The sequence below is a fragment of the Pseudomonas sp. F220 genome (genome assembly GCF_057813935.1).
The window spans coordinates 1-17,686 of record NZ_JBVASJ010000054.1 but is presented as its reverse complement, the minus strand read 5'-3'; the positions used below and the strand labels follow the sequence as shown (position 1 = coordinate 17,686).

At 57.9% G+C, this 17,686-nt stretch carries 13 protein-coding genes and 2 pseudogenes; 6 read left to right on the top strand and 9 right to left on the bottom strand.

From position 1 onward, the window contains the following. Nucleotides 1-181: 181 nt before the first annotated feature. The 8 genes from ACZYSM_RS27330 to ACZYSM_RS27295 form a co-directional block, all read right to left on the bottom strand. On the bottom strand, nucleotides 182-1,579 hold the full coding sequence (locus tag ACZYSM_RS27330) for an OprD family outer membrane porin (RefSeq protein WP_489076518.1): 1,398 nt from the start codon (nucleotides 1,577-1,579) through the stop codon (nucleotides 182-184). A gap of 39 nt (nucleotides 1,580-1,618) precedes the next feature. Next, nucleotides 1,619-2,578, bottom strand: coding sequence for an HlyD family secretion protein (locus ACZYSM_RS27325; protein WP_489076502.1), 960 nt, complete (start codon nucleotides 2,576-2,578; stop codon nucleotides 1,619-1,621). Beyond that, entirely contained in the window at nucleotides 2,575-2,778 is a 204-nt protein-coding gene (locus tag ACZYSM_RS27320) for a DUF1656 domain-containing protein (RefSeq protein ID WP_489076500.1), read from the bottom strand. Before ACZYSM_RS27320 ends, ACZYSM_RS27325 begins: the two co-directional genes overlap by 4 nt. Beyond that, the gene (locus tag ACZYSM_RS27315) at nucleotides 2,768-4,915 is read right to left on the bottom strand and encodes an FUSC family protein (protein WP_489076498.1); all 2,148 of its coding nucleotides are present in this window, start codon (nucleotides 4,913-4,915) and stop codon (nucleotides 2,768-2,770) included. Before ACZYSM_RS27315 ends, ACZYSM_RS27320 begins: the two co-directional genes overlap by 11 nt. A gap of 31 nt (nucleotides 4,916-4,946) precedes the next feature. Then, the gene (locus ACZYSM_RS27310; RefSeq protein WP_489076496.1) at nucleotides 4,947-5,885 is read right to left on the bottom strand and encodes a pirin family protein; all 939 of its coding nucleotides are present in this window, start codon (nucleotides 5,883-5,885) and stop codon (nucleotides 4,947-4,949) included. A 163-nt stretch (nucleotides 5,886-6,048) separates the two neighbouring features. Continuing rightward, nucleotides 6,049-6,675, bottom strand: a complete 627-nt coding sequence (gene ycaC / locus ACZYSM_RS27305; protein WP_489076494.1) for an isochorismate family cysteine hydrolase YcaC — start codon at nucleotides 6,673-6,675, stop codon at nucleotides 6,049-6,051. 78 nt (nucleotides 6,676-6,753) lie between these two features. Then, nucleotides 6,754-7,443 (bottom strand): isochorismatase family protein, encoded by a 690-nt coding sequence (locus ACZYSM_RS27300; protein WP_489076493.1) that lies wholly within the window; start codon nucleotides 7,441-7,443, stop codon nucleotides 6,754-6,756. A gap of 126 nt (nucleotides 7,444-7,569) precedes the next feature. Next, complete coding sequence (locus ACZYSM_RS27295; protein WP_489076492.1) at nucleotides 7,570-8,436, bottom strand: pirin family protein; 867 nt, start codon at nucleotides 8,434-8,436, stop codon at nucleotides 7,570-7,572. A gap of 112 nt (nucleotides 8,437-8,548) precedes the next feature. Between ACZYSM_RS27295 and ACZYSM_RS27290 the strand changes: the two genes are divergently transcribed. From ACZYSM_RS27290 to ACZYSM_RS27265, 6 genes and pseudogenes are all read left to right on the top strand, one after another. Further along, nucleotides 8,549-9,451: a LysR substrate-binding domain-containing protein gene (locus ACZYSM_RS27290; protein WP_489076490.1), complete on the top strand. Its 903-nt coding sequence runs from the start codon at nucleotides 8,549-8,551 to the stop codon at nucleotides 9,449-9,451. A gap of 141 nt (nucleotides 9,452-9,592) precedes the next feature. Then, nucleotides 9,593-10,648 carry a tetratricopeptide repeat protein gene (locus ACZYSM_RS27285; protein WP_489076488.1) on the top strand — a complete coding sequence of 352 codons (1,056 nt, stop codon included), beginning with the start codon at nucleotides 9,593-9,595 and terminating at the stop codon, nucleotides 10,646-10,648. 635 nt (nucleotides 10,649-11,283) lie between these two features. Continuing rightward, entirely contained in the window at nucleotides 11,284-13,026 is a 1,743-nt protein-coding gene (locus ACZYSM_RS27280) for an ABC transporter permease (RefSeq protein ID WP_489076486.1), read from the top strand. 14 nt (nucleotides 13,027-13,040) lie between these two features. Next, complete coding sequence (locus ACZYSM_RS27275) at nucleotides 13,041-14,363, top strand: ABC transporter ATP-binding protein (RefSeq protein WP_489076484.1); 1,323 nt, start codon at nucleotides 13,041-13,043, stop codon at nucleotides 14,361-14,363. A gap of 256 nt (nucleotides 14,364-14,619) precedes the next feature. Beyond that, a pseudogene (locus ACZYSM_RS27270) lies at nucleotides 14,620-14,745 on the top strand (ATPase domain-containing protein); the annotation flags it as partial. A gap of 26 nt (nucleotides 14,746-14,771) precedes the next feature. Beyond that, on the top strand, nucleotides 14,772-16,442 hold the full coding sequence (locus tag ACZYSM_RS27265) for an ATP-binding protein (protein ID WP_489076482.1): 1,671 nt from the start codon (nucleotides 14,772-14,774) through the stop codon (nucleotides 16,440-16,442). Nucleotides 16,443-16,731: 289 nt separating this feature from the next. Here the strand turns inward: ACZYSM_RS27265 and ACZYSM_RS27260 are convergent. Further along, nucleotides 16,732-17,292: pseudogene (locus ACZYSM_RS27260) on the bottom strand (hemagglutinin repeat-containing protein); the annotation flags it as partial. Between the last annotated feature and the right edge of the window lie 394 nt (nucleotides 17,293-17,686).

The window sequence follows — 17,686 nt, the reverse complement described above, 5'->3', positions numbered from 1 at the left end:
CGCGGGGCTTTTTTTTTGCGCGCACTAGTCGGATCACCCTGCGGTGAGAGCCGGGCTCGACGCGGCCCATGTAGCAGCTGCCTTCGCCAGCTGCTACGGTTTTTCGGTTTCAACCGCGACGGTCGCGGTGGTGCCGGCCCGGGAGGTTTTTTTGTCTGCTGATCCGGGCAAATCACGAGGGCTAAAAAATATTGAAGGGGTAATCCACAATCACCCGGTATTCATCGGCGTTGGAGTTGCCACGGGTATTGCCCGGCGCGGTGTAGCCCTCACCTGTTCGGTGTGCAGCCCAACGCAACGTCACGCTCAACCCTTTGGCGGAACCGTCGGGCATGGCATAGCGCAAGGCAACGTCCCGCTCCCAGTGCTCGGCATCTTTCCCGGCAGGGTTAAAGAGGTAGCCGTAACCTTTACTGTTCGGGTCCACGCGGGTCAGGTCTGCCTCGCCACGGGTATATGAGGTGCTGAGCTGTAAGTTCGGCGCATTGAGGAATTTCAGGCTGGTCTGGTATTGCAGCTTCCAGGATTTTTCACCAGGGCCGTTGAAGTCTGCATATTGCTGAGAGTTACTGAGATAGAGAAACGTGCGGTCGTCCTGGGCGATGTAGTCAAACGGTGTGTTGCCGTCGACTTTTTGCAGGCTGAACGTCAGGCTCTGACCACTCCCGGACAGGATCAGACCGCCACTGTAGGTGTCATTGCTGATGGAGCCGAGCTGGCTCTGACCCTCGTCGCGGGTCTTGAAGTAATGCAGATAAGGTGTGAGGGTCAGCATGCCGTTCAGTTTGAAAGGCAGGCTCACCCCCGCGTAATACTGATTCCAGATATCGCTCAACTGGCCGCCGTACAGCGTCAGGGTGATCCCGCCGGGCACGCTGTACATGCCCCCCAGCCAGCCCATGTGCGGACTTTCACGGTCGGCAACCACCCCCGCTTTGTTGCTGGCGCCATAACTGGTGACCAGATGGCTTTGGCCACTCTGATTGCGCAGACGGGTGGAATCGACCATCCCTGCGTCGAGGGTCAGGCCCGGCAAACTGTAGTTCTTCAACGCAACACCGCGAAACGTCTGAGGAAATACCCGACTGACACCGCCCGCTACGACAGGGTTCTCAAGGTATTGATCGCCGGCCTGGACCAGGCTATCGAAGCCTCGAAACTTCAGCGCTGCACCCGCTGCGGAAAAGTCGGATTCCGGCTTTCTCTCCGAGTTCAGCGGCAGCAGCCCTGCTCCGCCACTCCCGCCGCCGCCATCGAGCTTGAGCCCGTAAAACCCGTGGACATCAACCCCCACCCCGATCGGCGTGTCGGTATAGCCGGAACGAAATGACAAATACCCGCCCTGCACCCACTCACGTTGATCCAGCCCGGACGGGGTGTTGTGGTTGTCCCGCCCCAGGTAGTAATTGCGCAGAATGCCGTTCAGCGATGAGCCACTGACAAAACCTGGCGGCACCCCCATTTCGGCCTTCTGCCGGTCATTGATTCCGGTATTGAGGTTATCTCGCTGGCCCAACGAGTTGTCGGCACAGACATTCCCTGCGTACAGGGAAACGCCCAGGGAGATCGAGATCCCCATGAGTCGCTGCAGGGTGTAAGGCATCACCGCATCTCCGTCTTATTGTTGGGTGGCTTCAAGAACCGTGACTGTGGCGGTGGTGCCCGCTCTGAGTCGGCCTTTGCCGGCATAGTCAGGATCGATCTGGATACGCACGGGAACTCGTTGGGCCAATTTGACCCAGGTGTAGCTGGGGTTAATGTTGGCCAATAGACGATTACCCGGCGAGTTCTCCCGGTCGGTGATAGCAAAGGCAATGCTCTGCACCACACCACCGAAAGTCTCGCCGCTCATGAGCTGAATTCTGACCCGACTGCCCTCCTCGATTCTCGGCAGCTTGGTTTCTTCGAAGTAGCCACTGACATAGAACGAGTCACTGTCGACCAAGGCCAGCAGTGCGCTACCGGCACTGGCGTAGTCGCCCTGACGTGTCAGCAGGTTGGTGACGTAACCACTCACCGGCGCTTGCACACGAGTACGCTGCAGGTCGAGTTCAGCTTGGGTCAATGCGGCGATGGCCAGTTGAACGTTGGCCTGCGCAAGTCCCAGGTTCGCCTGGTTTCTCAACAATTCCGCCTGGGCGACCGCCACTTCGGTGCTGGATTTTTCCCATTCTTCACCGGAGATCGCGAACCCTTTTTTGAGGGTGCGCCGCCGGAGTTCTTCACTCTGGCGTTGCTTGAGCAATGCTTGACTGGCAATGATCGCTGCCTGCGACTGGCCCTGGGTGGCTTTGGCCACCTCCACCGAACGCTTGGCGTGCTCGACCGCCAGCGTATAGCGGGCCGGATCGATTTCCAGCAACAGCTCGCCCTTCTCCACGTGCTGATTGTCTTGAGCCTGCAAGCTGACGATGCGACCTGAAACATCGGCGGACAACGTCACCACATCCGCCCGAACGCGCGCATCGCGGGTCCAGGGCGAACGGGTGTAATGCTCCCAGGCAAACCAGCCAAGTAGCAGTGCCAGCAGCACAACAAACAGGGTCACCAGTTGGGCAAAGGCCTTTTTCAACGTCATGTGGCTCCCATTACTAAAATGACCGCGGCGCAGACGCAGGCATAGAGCGCGCCTTCAAACAGGGCTTCGTGCCAGACAAACCTCAACACGCCAACTCGGCGCAAGCCCCAATCGAGCAGCATGAAAATCGGCAACGCCAGCAGCAAGGCCTGGGCAATGGGCGGCAAGTAGACGCCACCCACTTCAAAATCAATGGGCAAGGACCGGCACTCCTTCTTCAGACGGTTCAAGAAGCTCGCGATAACGCTCGATAAATGACGCCACGATCAGCAACGCAACGCGGATCCGAAACACCGACCACAGGTGTTCATGGGCAGACAGCAACTCGTCGGAATGCAGGCCGTCCAACTCGTTACCCAAGGTGCGCAAGTCGTCAAGCAAGGCATTCAGATCGATGCCCTCGCGGCCTGCGACATACCTTCCGCTCTGGCGCAAGATGGACTGCAAGCGGCCTTTTACCCCGACCGTCAACAAGGCATTGCGCTGGCCTTGCTGTTTCAGCTGGTTCAAGGCAACACCCAGCGCCATGCACGCCAGGCTGACTTCGAATAGTTCGTTTGAGCGTCGATCATTGGCCGCCGGCAACAACCCCAACATCATCGTCAGGCGATCCACCATGCGGCTTTCAAAGGCAAACTGTTGCTCGTCGGCCGCCGAGTTTTTCAGTAAGGCATAGACCTGCTCGCGGGTTTCCCGGAACAACCGGCGGATGCGCAGTACCGGGTTGAACGGAAACACCCACGAATACACCAATAACGAAAGCACACTGGCACAGACATAGGCCCCAGCGAATTCGAACCACTGGATCGCGGTGTTCTGCCAGGCACCGATGTTCTGCGGGCCGACCATAAGGAAAGTCGAGAGCCCCAGGCCCATGCCAATCCCGGCGGTCATCGGACTGGCCAGCCCCACAGCAATCACATACAGCAGAGGTATGAGGATCAAGGCCAGCAGTTCGAAGTCGGCTATCGCCGGTACCAGCATGAACTGATAAACCGCCGAGACAATCAGCGCCAACCCGAAGCCACGAACGTAGTTCTGACTCGCCAGCAGCGGCCGCGGAAAAGTCGCCATCAGCGAGCAGAGAATTCCCACCAGAATCATTCCGGCCCGGGCACCGTCCCAACCGGTTTCGATCCAGATCAGGCCGGACACCAGCAACGCGGTAAAAGCCCGAATGGCGTTCATCCCTGCCAAGCGAAAATCCAGGTGCAAAGGGTTGGTCTGGCCCTGTCGATAAGCGCAGCTGGCCTCGCGTCCTTCCTGGATCGCGTCGCTGAGCTCGAGGATTTCCTCCAACTGCTGCAGCAGGCGCGCCTGCTCCCAGCGCAACGCCCAGGCCAGCGAACGCAGCGTGGCAGGCATCGTTTCGGCAAGCTGTTCGGCCTGTTTCGCGAGTTGATCAAAACGCTGTTGGAGCGCGGCGAAATGCCGACGCGACTCGGCTGAGAGTGAGCGCCCCGCAAGCGCCAACTGATCAAGGAACGCCAGTTCCTCTTCGCGCAATCGCTGGATATGCTCGGGAAACACACCTTCCCAGCGTTCGCTGATCAGCTGTCGTTGGTGACGCAGGACCGTCAGGCGCGATGTCAATAAAACAAGCTGATTACCCAACAGCTGCACCAGCCCATCGGCGGTACGCAAGCGCGGCGCATCGAAATACAAATGCCGCCGTAACCCTTCCAGGGCGCTGATCTCCCCCAGCAGCTGCATTTGTCGCTTGTGAAAATCAGAGTCGCTTTCTTCGGTGCGAATCACCGCAGCGGCGTGGGTAGCCATCAACTTGATCACCTGGTCGACCTTGGCGAAATAGCCCCGGGCAACGGCCTCAGGCCGCGCCGTCAGCAGGCTGACCACGCACACACAGGCCACCGCCAACAACGTTTCAGTCACCCGGGTAATTGCCAGCATCAAGGTATTGTCTTGTTCAGGCACCGCCAGCAAGGCGACCACCACCGCGGTGAATCCACTGAGAACAAAGGCATGGGAGCTGGTATAACGCAGCAAGGTGCCGCCGGCGGTACAAAACGCCAACCACAAAGCCAGCGTGACAATGAATGGCAGCGGCGCCTGGGGGAAAATAGCCATGATCAGCACCGCCACTGCAGCGCCTACGGTGGTGCCAATGATCTGGGAAAAGCTGCGTTGCAAGGCCATCCCGCCCAATGGCTGACTGACGATAATCACTGCCATGACCGACCATTTCGGCTGATCAAGATCGAAGGTAAACGCCAGGTACAAGGTCAACAGGCCGGCCATGACGGTGCGCAACGCGAACAGCAACACCCCGAGACCGGGGTTGAACACCACCTTGAAATAATTAATCAGCGGCTGCATGGGACGGCTCTAACCGGTGATATCACACGCATTACCACGGTAGCTCGGGAGCTACCAGGCGCGCCCCATCGAAGCCGTCGACTTCACCGAACCGATCCAGATCACGCGTGTTCCAGTCCAGCAGCGCTTGTGCGATCTCTTGTTTGCTGTGGCCGACGAAGTTCCACCACAGATGAATCTCCTCGGTAAAGGGTTCACCGCCCAGCAACAAGGCGCGACAGCTGCTCTGTGACTGCAAATGAACTTCGATCAGGCCGCGCCCCAGATAGGCCAGTTCGTTATTTGCAAACGTCTGTCCATTAATCTCGAGAACGCCTTCCAGCGGCAGGATGCCGTATTCGAACTGCGGGTCGAGAACCAGTCGGGTACTGCAGGCTCCTGCACTGAATAGATCCATGCCCACCAGCGGCGAATAGATCCGGCTCGGCGCTAGTCGACCTGCGAAGGCTCCGGCCAACAACGTGATCTGCAGCCCACCTTCGGACCAGGTTGGCAGGTCCGGATAATGATCAAACGCCGGGGCGCAATCCTTCTCGGCTTCGGGCAAGGCAATCCACAGCTGTGCCGCGTGCAGATGGTGCTCCTCAGGCAAGGACTCTTCGGCATGGGTGATGCCCCTGCCGGCGGTCATCAGGTTGACCTGGCCCGCACGGATCACCTGGACATTGCCCAGGCTGTCACGGTGCAGGACCTCGCCTTTGATCATCCAGGTGAAGGTCTGCAAACCTATATGCGGGTGAGGCCCGACACGCAGGCCACCCGTGCTTTCAAACACCGCAGGACCTGCGTGATCGAGAAAACACCAGGCACCGATCTTGCGTCGTTGTCGGGACGGCATCAATCGGCTGACCGGTATACCGCCACCCACTTCGGCGGTGCGTGCGGTCACCCGCTGGATTGCTCGACCGCCCTCTTCCATGGGGCAATCGGAGGAGCTGGACAGCTGACATTGGGACTCTTGGTTGCTCATGATTTTTCCTGTCAGGTCAGTTGGCTGCGGATGTCGATAGCCCGCGTCAGGAGTCTGTGGATCAGGCAAATACAGGCCTTCTATCAAGCGTAGCCGCTACTTTTTGTCGCGCAGGTGCCTGTATCAGAGGCTGCTCATACCGACACAGCCCCTGACTGCCGGCTTATTTACCCGAGGTCAGCTTGGTGTAGCTGGTGATCAGATTCCGATAGTCCGGAATGTGATTGGAGAACAACGTCCCCAGCCCTTCGATGTCGTTGCGCCAGTCGCGGTGCAGCTCACAGGCCAGACCGAACCAGGTCATCAGCTGTGCGCCGGAGCTGGACATGCGGTCCCAGGCCGAATGCCGGGTGACTTCGTTGAAGGTGCCGGAAGCATCGGTGACCACAAACACCTCGAAGCCTTCAGCCAGTGCCGAAAGCGCCGGGAATGCCACGCAGACCTCTGTTACCACGCCGGCAATAATCAGTTGCTTCTTGCCAGTAGCTTTGATCGCCTTGACGAAGTCTTCGTTGTCCCAGGCGTTGATTTGCCCAGGCCGCGCAATGTAGGGCGCATTCGGGAACAGTTCCTTCAGTTCTGGCACCAGCGGACCATTCGGGCCGTTTTCAAAGCTGGTGGTCAGGATGGTTGGCAGTTTGAAATATTTGGCCAGGTCGGCCAAAGCCAGCACGTTGTTCTTGAATTTGTCTGGGTCGATGTCGCGTACCAGCGACAACAGGCCTGTCTGATGGTCGACGAACAACACGGCCGCTTGATCTTTGTCGAGACGTTTATAGGCAGTGGACATTTTCATTCTCCAGGTGAACAACGGAAGCCCTGATGGCTTCCTCTGATGAGGGGTGGACGTCCCAGTGCAGGACAAGAATTACTTGCGCTGGGAGTCGAGCTCTTCGTGCTTGTTGGCCACTTCCTGCGCCTTGATGTAGCTCTCGATGAGCAATTGGTAGTGCGGCATGGCCTGGGTATAGACGTTGGCCCACTCCTGGGCATCGGGACGGTTCCACGAACCTTGCAATTCGGAGAGCGTACCCATGATGTCAATCGGCACCACCCCGGCTTGAGCCAAACGGGCAACGGTCAGCTCAGTGGCAAGCTTGGAGTGGTTGCCCGAGGCATCGACCACCGCGAACACCTTGTAGCCTTCATGCACGGCGGCGATCGAGGGGAAGGCCAGGCAGACGCTGGTCAACGTACCGGCGATCACCAGGGTTTTCTTGCCGGTGGCTTTGACTGCGGCATGAAACTCCGGGTTGTCCCAGGCGTTGATTTCGCCGCGTCGTGCAACGTATTGGGCATGTGGCGCAGCCTCTTGAATCTCCGGGATCAACGGCCCGTTTGGCCCCTGGGGGACGGATGCGGTGGTGATGACCGGAATCTTCAACAGCGTAGCGGCCTTGGCCAAGGCAATCGCGTTGGCCCTGAGTTGAGGAACATCGATGTCTTTGACGATTTGGAACAGACCACTTTGGTGGTCAATCAGCAACATGGCAGTATCGGCCGGATCAATCGTTGGCTTCTGGCCATTGAAGTTAGCTGCGTTACCTGATGCGCTCATTTCCATTTCCTCCTGCATGGGTTTACCTCCCTGGCAGTTATTTGCGGGCGAATGCCCTGCAAGGGCTGCACATCCTGCGCAAACCTGATTTCACAATGGATCGGGTGTCACTGACGGGTACGTCATTCAGAGGTGTATCGAACCGAACTCTCCGGTCTCGAAATCCTCAATTGCGCGGGCGATTTCCTCGTCGGTGTTCATGACGAACGGCCCGTATCCGACAATCGGCTCATCAATGGGCTGGCCACTGAGCAGCAATAATTTTGAGTCCTTGCTCGCGTCCAGGAGCAGCTCCCGCCCCTTCTGGTCAAGCAACGCCAGTTGCGCGTCGTGCAGGGTTTCGATGCCGTTGACCTGAATCGATCCACTGAGCAGGACAACGGCACAGGAGAACCCCGCCCTCAGTCGCAACGACAGCCTGTTGCCGGCGTGCAAACGGATGTCCCAGACATCCATCGGCGTAAAGGTCTGCGCCGGGCCCTTGTGTCCGGCGTATTCACCGGCGATCACCCGAAGCTGACCAGCGGCGTCAGGCAATTCGACCTGTGGGATGTCGCGCTGCCCAATGGTCTGGTAGCGCGGCGCATCCATCTTGTTCGCTGCCGGCAGATTCACCCACAGTTGCACCATCTCCAGTGTTCCACCGGTGCTACTGAAACCTGGCGAGTGATACTCCTCGTGGAGAATCCCGGAAGCGGCGGTCATCCACTGGACATCGCCGGGGCCAATCGTGCCGCCAGCGCCTGTCGAGTCCTGATGCTCTAGCTCGCCCTTATAGACGATCGTGACAGTTTCAAAGCCCCGGTGCGGATGCTGCCCGACCCCGCGCTTATGCCGAGAAGCAGGAAAATCGGCAGGTCCAGCATAGTCGAGCATAAGAAAGGGGCTGATATGCCGCCCCAGCGTGCTGTAGGTAAAGAGTGATCGAACAGGGAAGCCGTCCCCCACCCAATGCGGATTGGGGCTGCCATAGATACCCAGGATTTTCTTCATGGTGCATCGCCTGCCGAAGACCTGAGCCGCTTACCTTAGTCGCCGGGCTTGGGTGTCGGTAGTGGCTGGATTAGACTTCACAGTCTCAAAACTGGAACGATCGGGGCCGCGCGTGTTTGATCTCAATGAACTCTTTCTGTACGCCAAAGTGGTCGAGCATGGTGGATTTGCACCGGCAGGTCGCGCCCTCAACATGCCCAAGTCCACCTTGAGTCGCCGGGTGAATCATTTGGAAACGCGGCTCGGTGTGCGTCTTATCCAGCGCTCGACGCGACAATTTCAGGTGACCGACATCGGTCAGGCCTACTACCGACATTGCGTGGCGATGATGGCTGAGGCGGAGTCGGCAGAAGATGTGATCGAGCAGAACCGATCCGAACCGAGGGGTATCATTCGGCTGAGTTGCACCACCCCGCTACTGAATTTCTGGGTCGCGCCGCTGCTTGGCAAATTCATGGCGCAGTGCCCGGCTGTCGAGCTGTATGTGAAAAGCTATAACCGGCGGGTCGATATCATCAGCGAAGGCTATGACATCGCCTTGAGCTTGTGTTTCCCGCCGTTGGAGAACAGTGAGCTGGTGATGAAGGTCCTGGCCAAAAGTCCGCAGGTGCTGGTGGCAAGCGAAGCTTTTGTACAGCGTTACCCATTCCTGGAATTACCCGCGGATCTGGCTGATCTGCCCAGTATTAGTTGGGGAACGCCCCAGTCTCAGTATTGCTGGCAGTTGAACGGCCCCAATGGTGCTACTGCGCAGGTCAGCCATGTCCCCCGTCTGGTCAGCGACGATATGGCCGTCCTTAAAAGTGCAGCCCTCGAAGGTGTCGGGATTGCCAACCTGCCCCTGACCGTAGTGAAAAATGAAATAGCGGATGGCCGCTTGCTGACGGTGGTGCCCAAATGGCGGCCAGTGGAGGGAGTGATCACTGCGGTATTCCCCTCACGCCGCGGGCTATTACCCTCAGTGCGCACGTTGATCGACTTTCTGGCGAAATCATTCGAGGAGTGTGAGAAGTGAGCTGCTCTTGTCACTAGGACTCGACAGGATTGGCGCTCGAACCGATAAAGTACGTGCAGGCCTGAGTCAGGGTTTGACTCGCGGCCCCTCCTGACCGAAGCTGGCGCCTTTGCAAAAGCTTGCCAGCCCCCGGATTCCTGCATGTCCAAGCCCCACCGCTATCTGCTCATCAGCCTGCTTATCGTGTTTGCCTTTGGCGTTGCCTGGTTTTCTCTGCGCAGCACTGCGCCAGTGATCCCGCCTGCGGTGAAACAAGGTTACAACAAAGCGCTGGAACAGGCCCACAACGGCCAACCGGGCGCTGCGCGGGTGCTCTATCAACAACTGGCTCGCCCGGACCTGTCGGACAGCCAACGGGTCAGGCTACATGCCGAACTCCCCAACTACCCAAGCCCGCAAGCTTTGAAACTGGCCGATGCCGATCTGCTCAACCCCTCGATAGTGGTTCGTCAGGCGGCGATTCAAAGCATTGTCGGGTTGGTGCCTGGCGGGCAACGTAGCCTGTTGCTCGGGCCATTGCTCGACGACAGAGAGCAAAGCGTACGTTTTGCTGCGGCTACCGCACTTCTAGGGCTTTCGCCGGACGATTTGGGTCTGTATTTCGGTCCCTTGGAGCAAGTGCTCGACGAATATGAGTCAGTCCTCAAGGCCCAACCTGAAAGTGTCGAGGCGCAATACCAACTGGCCCGCCTGCACCTGCACAACGCCCAATGGAAGGAAGCACAACAGGCGCTCGAACACGTGCTGCGCCTGGAGCCTGGCAACCTGCGCGCCGTCGTGACGCAAGTTGAGGTGCTGGACAAACAGGGGCAGACCGATGCTGCTCGGGAGTTGCTCGCCAAACAGTTGGAAGCCCAATCCGGTTCGGCTTACCTGCAACATGCTCTGGGTATCTGGCTGTTACATCACGGACAAACTGAATACGCCCTGCTGGGCCTGTCCAAAGCCGTAGAGCTTGAGCCGGACAACAATGATTACCGCTACGACCTGGCCACCACCCTGCACGCTCAAGAAGAAGTCGAGTCCGCACAAAAGCAGCTCGAAGAGATCATTCAACGCCAGCCAGCCAATCGCAAGGCGCGGGTACTGCTGATCAACTACTGGAAAGAAACCGGGCAACTGCAAAACGTGCAAATTCTGCTGGCGAAACTGGAACAACAGAATCCGGATGATCCGGCGTTGCAGCAAGGATTGTAGGTTCTGTACGAAAAGTCCTTCCAGGTAAATCGCTATGTCCCGAATGGCAAGCGCAACGAACTTACCGATACAGCAAGGGAGCTGATCCGCTCCCCCTCGATCCGAAATGCACAGAGCCGCACCAAACGCTCTGCAGCGCGTGATCCCTTAATGTTCAAAAGTTATGTGAATTTTATATTTCTGTAATATTTTGATACGTATAATGCCCCCTGAAAAGCTATTCATTGGCGCCAAGCTCGGTAGCGACTGCAACACCCAAACCATTGGGTTGTTGGTGTTACCGCTAGGGCGCCCATTCGCTTTTCCAGCCCCAATGCCAATTTCAACCTCACCAAAGGAGACTCCAGCCGTGGATCCTGCCCATTCTCGGTGGGCCACGTATTGGGATGCGAAACGGGATGTAACCCGGTGCGCGGCGTTATTCAGCAGTCTGTATCACTGAGTAACCCGATAGCGCCCCTGCATCTACCCTGTAGCGTTCATTTGCGTGGCCTCCCTCCGTCGTTTTGTTACCACGCAACTAGACTGCGCTGTGCTTAGACTGCTTCTACTACGCAGTTTCGTGCGTTTGTACTCTAGAACGTGTTGACCTGTAGTCACGAACCGCACTCAGAACGCTGCTGGAATCGCTGAACATGAATAAGGTATTCCGTCATTACATCCCGGCAACGGCAAGGCGGCTGCTGCCCAATCGCTGGGACCTGGTAGCCCTGCCGCTGGTCATCGGGTTTTTGCTGTTTTTCTCGATCGGCGCACGTGAGACATGGGCGCCAATTTCAACCTTGCAGAGCCAGGTTATTTCGCTGGATCCGGCCAACCTGCCCGAATATGCGGTACGCACTACATTGCGCATGCTCGCGGCGATGGTTGCGTCCCTGATATTCACTCTGGTTTACGGCACGTTGGCTGCCAAAAGCCGGCGGGCAGAGAAATTGCTGGTGCCGGTTCTGGATATCCTGCAATCGGTGCCCGTTCTGGGCTACATCTCGTTTACCGTGACGTTTTTTCTGTTGTTGTTTCCAGGGCGTGTACTGGGCGCAGAATGCGCCGCCATTTTTGCCATATTCACAAGCCAAGCCTGGAACATGACGTTCAGCTTCTATCAGTCACTGCGCATGCTGCCCCGTGACCTGGAAGAAGTGTCCAGCAACCTGCAGCTTTCCAGTTGGCAGAAATTCTGGAAGCTGGACGTTCCGTTCGCCATTCCGGGGTTGGTCTGGAACATGATGATGAGCATGTCCGGGGGCTGGTTCTTTGTGGTTGCCTCTGAAGCCATCACTGTGGGTGACAAGACCATCACGCTGCCAGGCGTGGGCTCCTATCTGGCGACCGCCATTGAGCAGCGCGACCTGCATGCCGTGGGCTACGTCATTCTGGCGATGATCGCGGTGATCCTGATCTATGACCAGTTCCTGTTCCGGCCGCTGGTGGCATGGGCGGATAAGTTCCGCATGGAAGACACCACCTCCCAAGCCGGCGCGCCAGAGTCCTGGGTGCTGAAGCTGATCCAGCGGACCCGGGTCATTCAGCGTCTGCTACGACCTTTTGCTCGCGCCATTACCCGCATCGGCCACATGCGCCTGAGCTGGCCACGAGCCCAAGCCGTAGCGATGAACACGAGCCCTGCAACCTCACGAATCATTGACTGGGTCTGGGGCGGGCTGATTGCAGCACTCACCCTCTACGCGCTGTACCACATAGCGCTCTACGTCAGCAGCGAAGTGACACTTGCAGAGATCTGGCATGTACTCGGTCTGGGTTTGATCACGCTGTTGCGGGTGGTTCTGCTGATTGCTGTCGCATCGCTCATTTGGGTTCCACTGGGAGTACTGATTGGTCTGCGTCCGCACCTCGCGGAAAAGATCCAGCCCTTAGCCCAGTTCCTTGCGGCGTTTCCGGCAAACCTGTTGTTCCCCGTGTTTGTCATCGTGATCCTGCGCTACCAGTTGAACCCGGATATCTGGCTGAGCCCGCTGATCGTGCTGGGCACTCAGTGGTACATTCTGTTCAACGTGATCGCTGGCGCCAGTGCGTTTCCGAATGACTTCAGGGAGGCGGCTACCAATTTCCGCATCCGCGGCTGGCAGTGGTGGCGCAAGGTAATGCTTCCCGGCATCTTCCCGTATTACGTGACCGGGGCGATTACGGCCTCCGGCGGGGCCTGGAACGCCAGTATCGTTTCTGAATTTGTTTCATGGGGACAAGACAAGGTGGTGGCACATGGCTTGGGTGCCTATATCGCGCAAACCACGGCTGCCGGCGACTTCCCGAAAATCACCCTGGGCGTGGTGGTCATGTCGATGTTTGTCGTGGCCTTCAATCGTTTGGTATGGCGACCGATGTATGCCATTGCTGAAAACAAACTCCGTCTGAATTAATCCGAGTCGGTCTTATGAATAGCCATACCGAATACACCAGCGCAGCCTCCGAAATCTACTCGCTCACTAAGGTGAGCAAAGGCTTTGGCAAGGGCAAGGATGAGCGGCAAGTGCTGAGCGAGGTTGATCTGACCCTGCGCGAAGGCGAGATTGTGGGCCTGCTGGGCCGCTCCGGATCGGGCAAGTCGACGCTGCTGCGCGTCATCGCAGGCCTTATACAGGCCTCGTCTGGCGAGGTCCGATACAACGGCTCATTGTTGACGGGCCCCGCCGAAGGTGTGGCCATGGTCTTTCAGACCTTTGCACTGTTTCCGTGGCTGACCGTACTCGAAAACGTAGAGGCAGGTCTTCAAGCACTGCAGGTAGAGCCAAAAGCAGCGCGTAAGCGTGCGCTGGCCGCAATCGACCTGATCGGCCTTGATGGATTCGAAAACGCCTACCCGCGTGAGCTGTCTGGCGGGATGCGTCAACGTGTGGGCTTTGCCCGAGCCCTGGTGGTCAACCCTACCTTACTATTGATGGACGAGCCTTTCTCTGCCCTGGATGTATTAACAGCAGAAACACTGAGATCCGATTTGCTGGACTTGTGGAGCGGGGAGCAGCTACCGATCAAATCCATCTTGATCGTGACTCACAATATCGAAGAAGCAGTCTTGATGTGCGACCGCGTTCTGGTCTTGTCGTCAAATCCCGGGCGGGTTGTGGCGGAAATCAAGGTACCGTTCGCCCACCCACGCAACCGGCTGGATAAGTCCTTTCGCAAGATGCTTGATGACATCTATGCGTTGATGACCAACCGGCGAAGTGCCGACGCCAGCACCGGCAAGGCCGAACTGCAGGTGGGCAGCCCACTGCCAGATGTCTCCACCAACCTGATGGCCGGTCTGATCGAAGCGCTGGCGGCCGAGCCCTATCACGGACATGCCGGCTTGCCGAATGTTGCAGAGCGGCTGTTGCTGGAAGTGGACGACTTGTTCCCGGTGGCAGAGATGCTGGAACATCTGGGGTTTGCTGAACTCAAGGGCGCCGACATCACGCTCACAGAGGCTGGCAAGTTATTCGCCGAGTACGGTACCCAGGAACGCAAAGTCATTTTTGCGGAGCATCTGCTCAAGCAGGTGCCATTGGCCGCACGTATCCGGCAGGTATTGCAGGAACGACGCGGGCACTGGGCGCCACGTGTACGCTTCGAGCAGGAATTGGAAGACTCACTCAATGATGCCTTTGTGGCGGAAACACTGGAGAGCGTGATCAGTTGGGGGCGATACGCTGAAATTTTCTCCTATAACGACCACACCGAGACGTTCAGTCTGGAAGATGTCGAAGGCAGCCTATAGCACCTCCCAGCCATGGGATGACAGTCCACAGCAGAGCACAATTGGGTGCCCTGCTGACCGACAAGGCGTTTTGTACAGGATCTGATGTCGGCTACATCCCCTGTAGCCACAGCCTGCGGCAGTGGTTACAGGAATCAAATACACGCCTCGAAGAAAAGGTTGAACCGCCACCGTGCGCTAAGGTCAAGTGAGAAGGCAGTGATTTTAGGCTACCCAGCCTGCTGCTCGCTCACGACCCGTCACGAGAGGGCATTTTGTGTCTACATCCAACGCCTTGATCAGCGTAAAGGCTGCCACCGGCATTGAAGGTCTGGACGACATTCTTTCTGGCGGGTTGTCGCGCGGCCATGTGTTTTTGCTCGAAGGCGAACCCGGGACTGGCACCTCGCTACTCAAGGATGAGGGCCAGTGACTACCCTTGAAACCGTCTGCGCGCGCGCGATCATTCTCGCGCCGGTGGGACGTGACAGCCAGCTGGCGCTGATGATGCTCAACGAGGCCGGTTTCAGCGGCATCGCAGTGCAGGATCTGAAAGGATTGTGCGATGAACTTGAACAAGGCGCAGGCTTGCTGATCATCGCCGCCGAAGCCTTGCACGACGCGGATCTTGGGCCGCTGACAGGCTACCTTGAACAACAACCGACCTGGTCGGACCTGCCCATCGTGCTGCTCACTCACCACGGCGACCCCGAGCAGAACCCTTCTTCACCGCAGGGGACGCAATTAGGCAATGTCACGTTCCTGGAGCGACCTTTTCACCCGGTAACGTTTATCAGTCTGGTCACGACCGCACTTCGCGGCCGATTTCGGCAATATGAAGCGCGGGACCGCTTGATCGACCTCAGTCAAAGCGAACTGCGCTTGCAAAACACGCTGGAAACCCTCGAACAGCAGGTCGAGGAGCGCACCTCACAATTGCGCCACAACGAAGAAGCGCTGCGTCAATCGCAAAAAATGGAAGCAGTCGGGCAACTTACCGGCGGTATCGCTCACGACTTCAACAACATGCTGACCGGGATCATCGGCAGCCTGGAACTCCTGCGAAGACGCTTGGCTCGAGGCCGTACCGAAGACCTGGACAGCCTGATCGATCTCGGCGTGACCTCAGCCAACCGCGCCGCCGGGCTGACTCACCGACTGTTGGCCTTCTCCCGTCGGCAGTCACTGGACCCCAAACCGGTGGAGATGAACACGCTCGTCACCTCCATGGGCGAGCTGCTAAAACGCAGCCTCAACGAAAGCATACAACTGGACATGCAGTTAAGCGCTGAACTGTGGGTCGCCGAAGCTGACCCCAACCAACTGGAAAGCGCCCTGCTCAACCTGGTGCTCAATGCCCGTGATGCCATGCCCAACGGCGGAAAGTTGGTGGTGGAAACCTCCAACCAACACCTGGACACCCACTTCACCAAAGCCCACAACAACCTCGAGCCCGGCGACTATGTGGTCTTGAGCGTCAGGGATTCCGGTTGCGGCATGCCGGAGCACATTATCAGCCGAGCCTTCGATCCATTCTTCACCACCAAACCAATCGGCCAGGGTACCGGGCTGGGGCTGTCGATGATCTACGGTTTCAGCAAGCAATCCCACGGCCACGTCACCATCCAAAGTGACGTTGGCAAAGGCACAACAGTCAACCTGTTCCTCCCACGTTTCAGTGGCAATCTCGCGCAAGAGGTGCTGGTTGATCTACAGCAGGCGCCCTATGCCAAAAATGGTGAAACGGTGTTGATCGTCGAGGATGACCCTGTCGTACGAGTTCTGGTCAGCGAAGTATTGAGTGAGTTGGGTTATGCCTTCATCGAGGCCAGCGATGCCAGCAGTGCGGTGCCGATTCTCGACTCTGGCCAACGTATTGATCTATTGATCAGCGATGTGGGGCTACCGGGCATGAACGGCCGCCAACTGGCAGAAATTGGCCGACAGTTTAGGCCGGGGCTCAAAGTACTGTTCATTACCGGGTATGCCGAGCACGCGGCGGTGCGCGGCGGCTTCCTGGATCCCGGCATGCAACTGATCACCAAGCCATTCACCTTCGACCTGCTGACGGCGAAAGTGCGAGAGATGATCAGTGCATGAAGCGAAACGCCGATTTCGTAGCAGCTGGCGAAGCCTGCGCTCGGCCGCGCAGCGGTCGTAAAATCAGGCACTGCGTTTTTACAGGTTAACCGTGGTGGCATGATTTGCGACTGCTGCGCAGCCGAACGCAGGCTTCGCCAGCTGCTACGCAAGCAACGAGAAATAGCGAAAAATAGCGAAAAATAGCGAAAAATAGGGGACACCCATTAGCCGGTCCTGCGTCAAGATCCAAAGCCTACCCGCCCTGCTTTTTAACGGCAGGGTGTTTTCCTCGCTAAACCTGATCGGTTGAACCGGTCGAACCCGTTTCCTCGTTGCTGGCACGCAAGGTGCCGGCGTTGTTCAGGTCTTTGCCGGCGATCAGCGAGACGTCGTTACCGGCGATCAAGGCGCCGTTGGGGGCCAGGCGGTTGTTGGCGTTGGCCAGGTAGAGCACCGGCACCAGTACGGTTTCGCCGTTGACCGTGGCGTTTTCCATCCAGACGATGTCGTGGGTCAGGGCCGCGACTTGCTGGGAAGTGAGGGTCACGCCAACCGCCAGGTTGAGTTGCTGTTTGCTGGCGATGGCGTTGTCCATCAGGTACTTGTAGAGCTTCTCGTCCGAGGTCTGGCCGTCGATGAAGCGCTGGCCGGTACGCGCGACCACCGCTTGCTGGACCAGTTTCTGTTCGTAGAAACCATCGCCCAAGCGTTTGGCGCTCTCGTCGGGTTTGTAGCCCAAACCGGCCAACAGGTAGTCCGAGCTCATGAACTGTTTCAGGTCGGTGAGCACCGGGTTGGTTTCGATCAGGTATTTGTGCGGGTTGGACGCAACGGTGCTGGCCGGTAAACCCTGGACACGGTTGACCGTAAAGGCCGTGGAGCGGCCGGGCACTACAGCGCCCGAGGGGGCTGCGCCTGGAGTGGTGGCATTAGTTGCGCTGGCATCAACGCCAATGTTGGCTACCTGACGATCAGCCGGACTAAGATTAACAGCGCTGGCAGAAGCCTGAGCGATGCTGCCCAGCTGGATTTCCCGCGCCTGGTTGGTGGGTAGTCTCTCAGGGACAGACCACAGTTACTATTCGCCCTCAAAAACCGTGGTCTGGCCCCTATTTACTCTCGTTATTAAAACCGACCTAAGGAGACGCTGCAAAAATAGCCAACCGTCCCCACCCTTGGCACACTGAGTACCTTCAACCAACCACCCTCTCCGTGAGCGTTACGCGCGTGCAGAAGACCTTCTCCGAACTCGAATACACCGG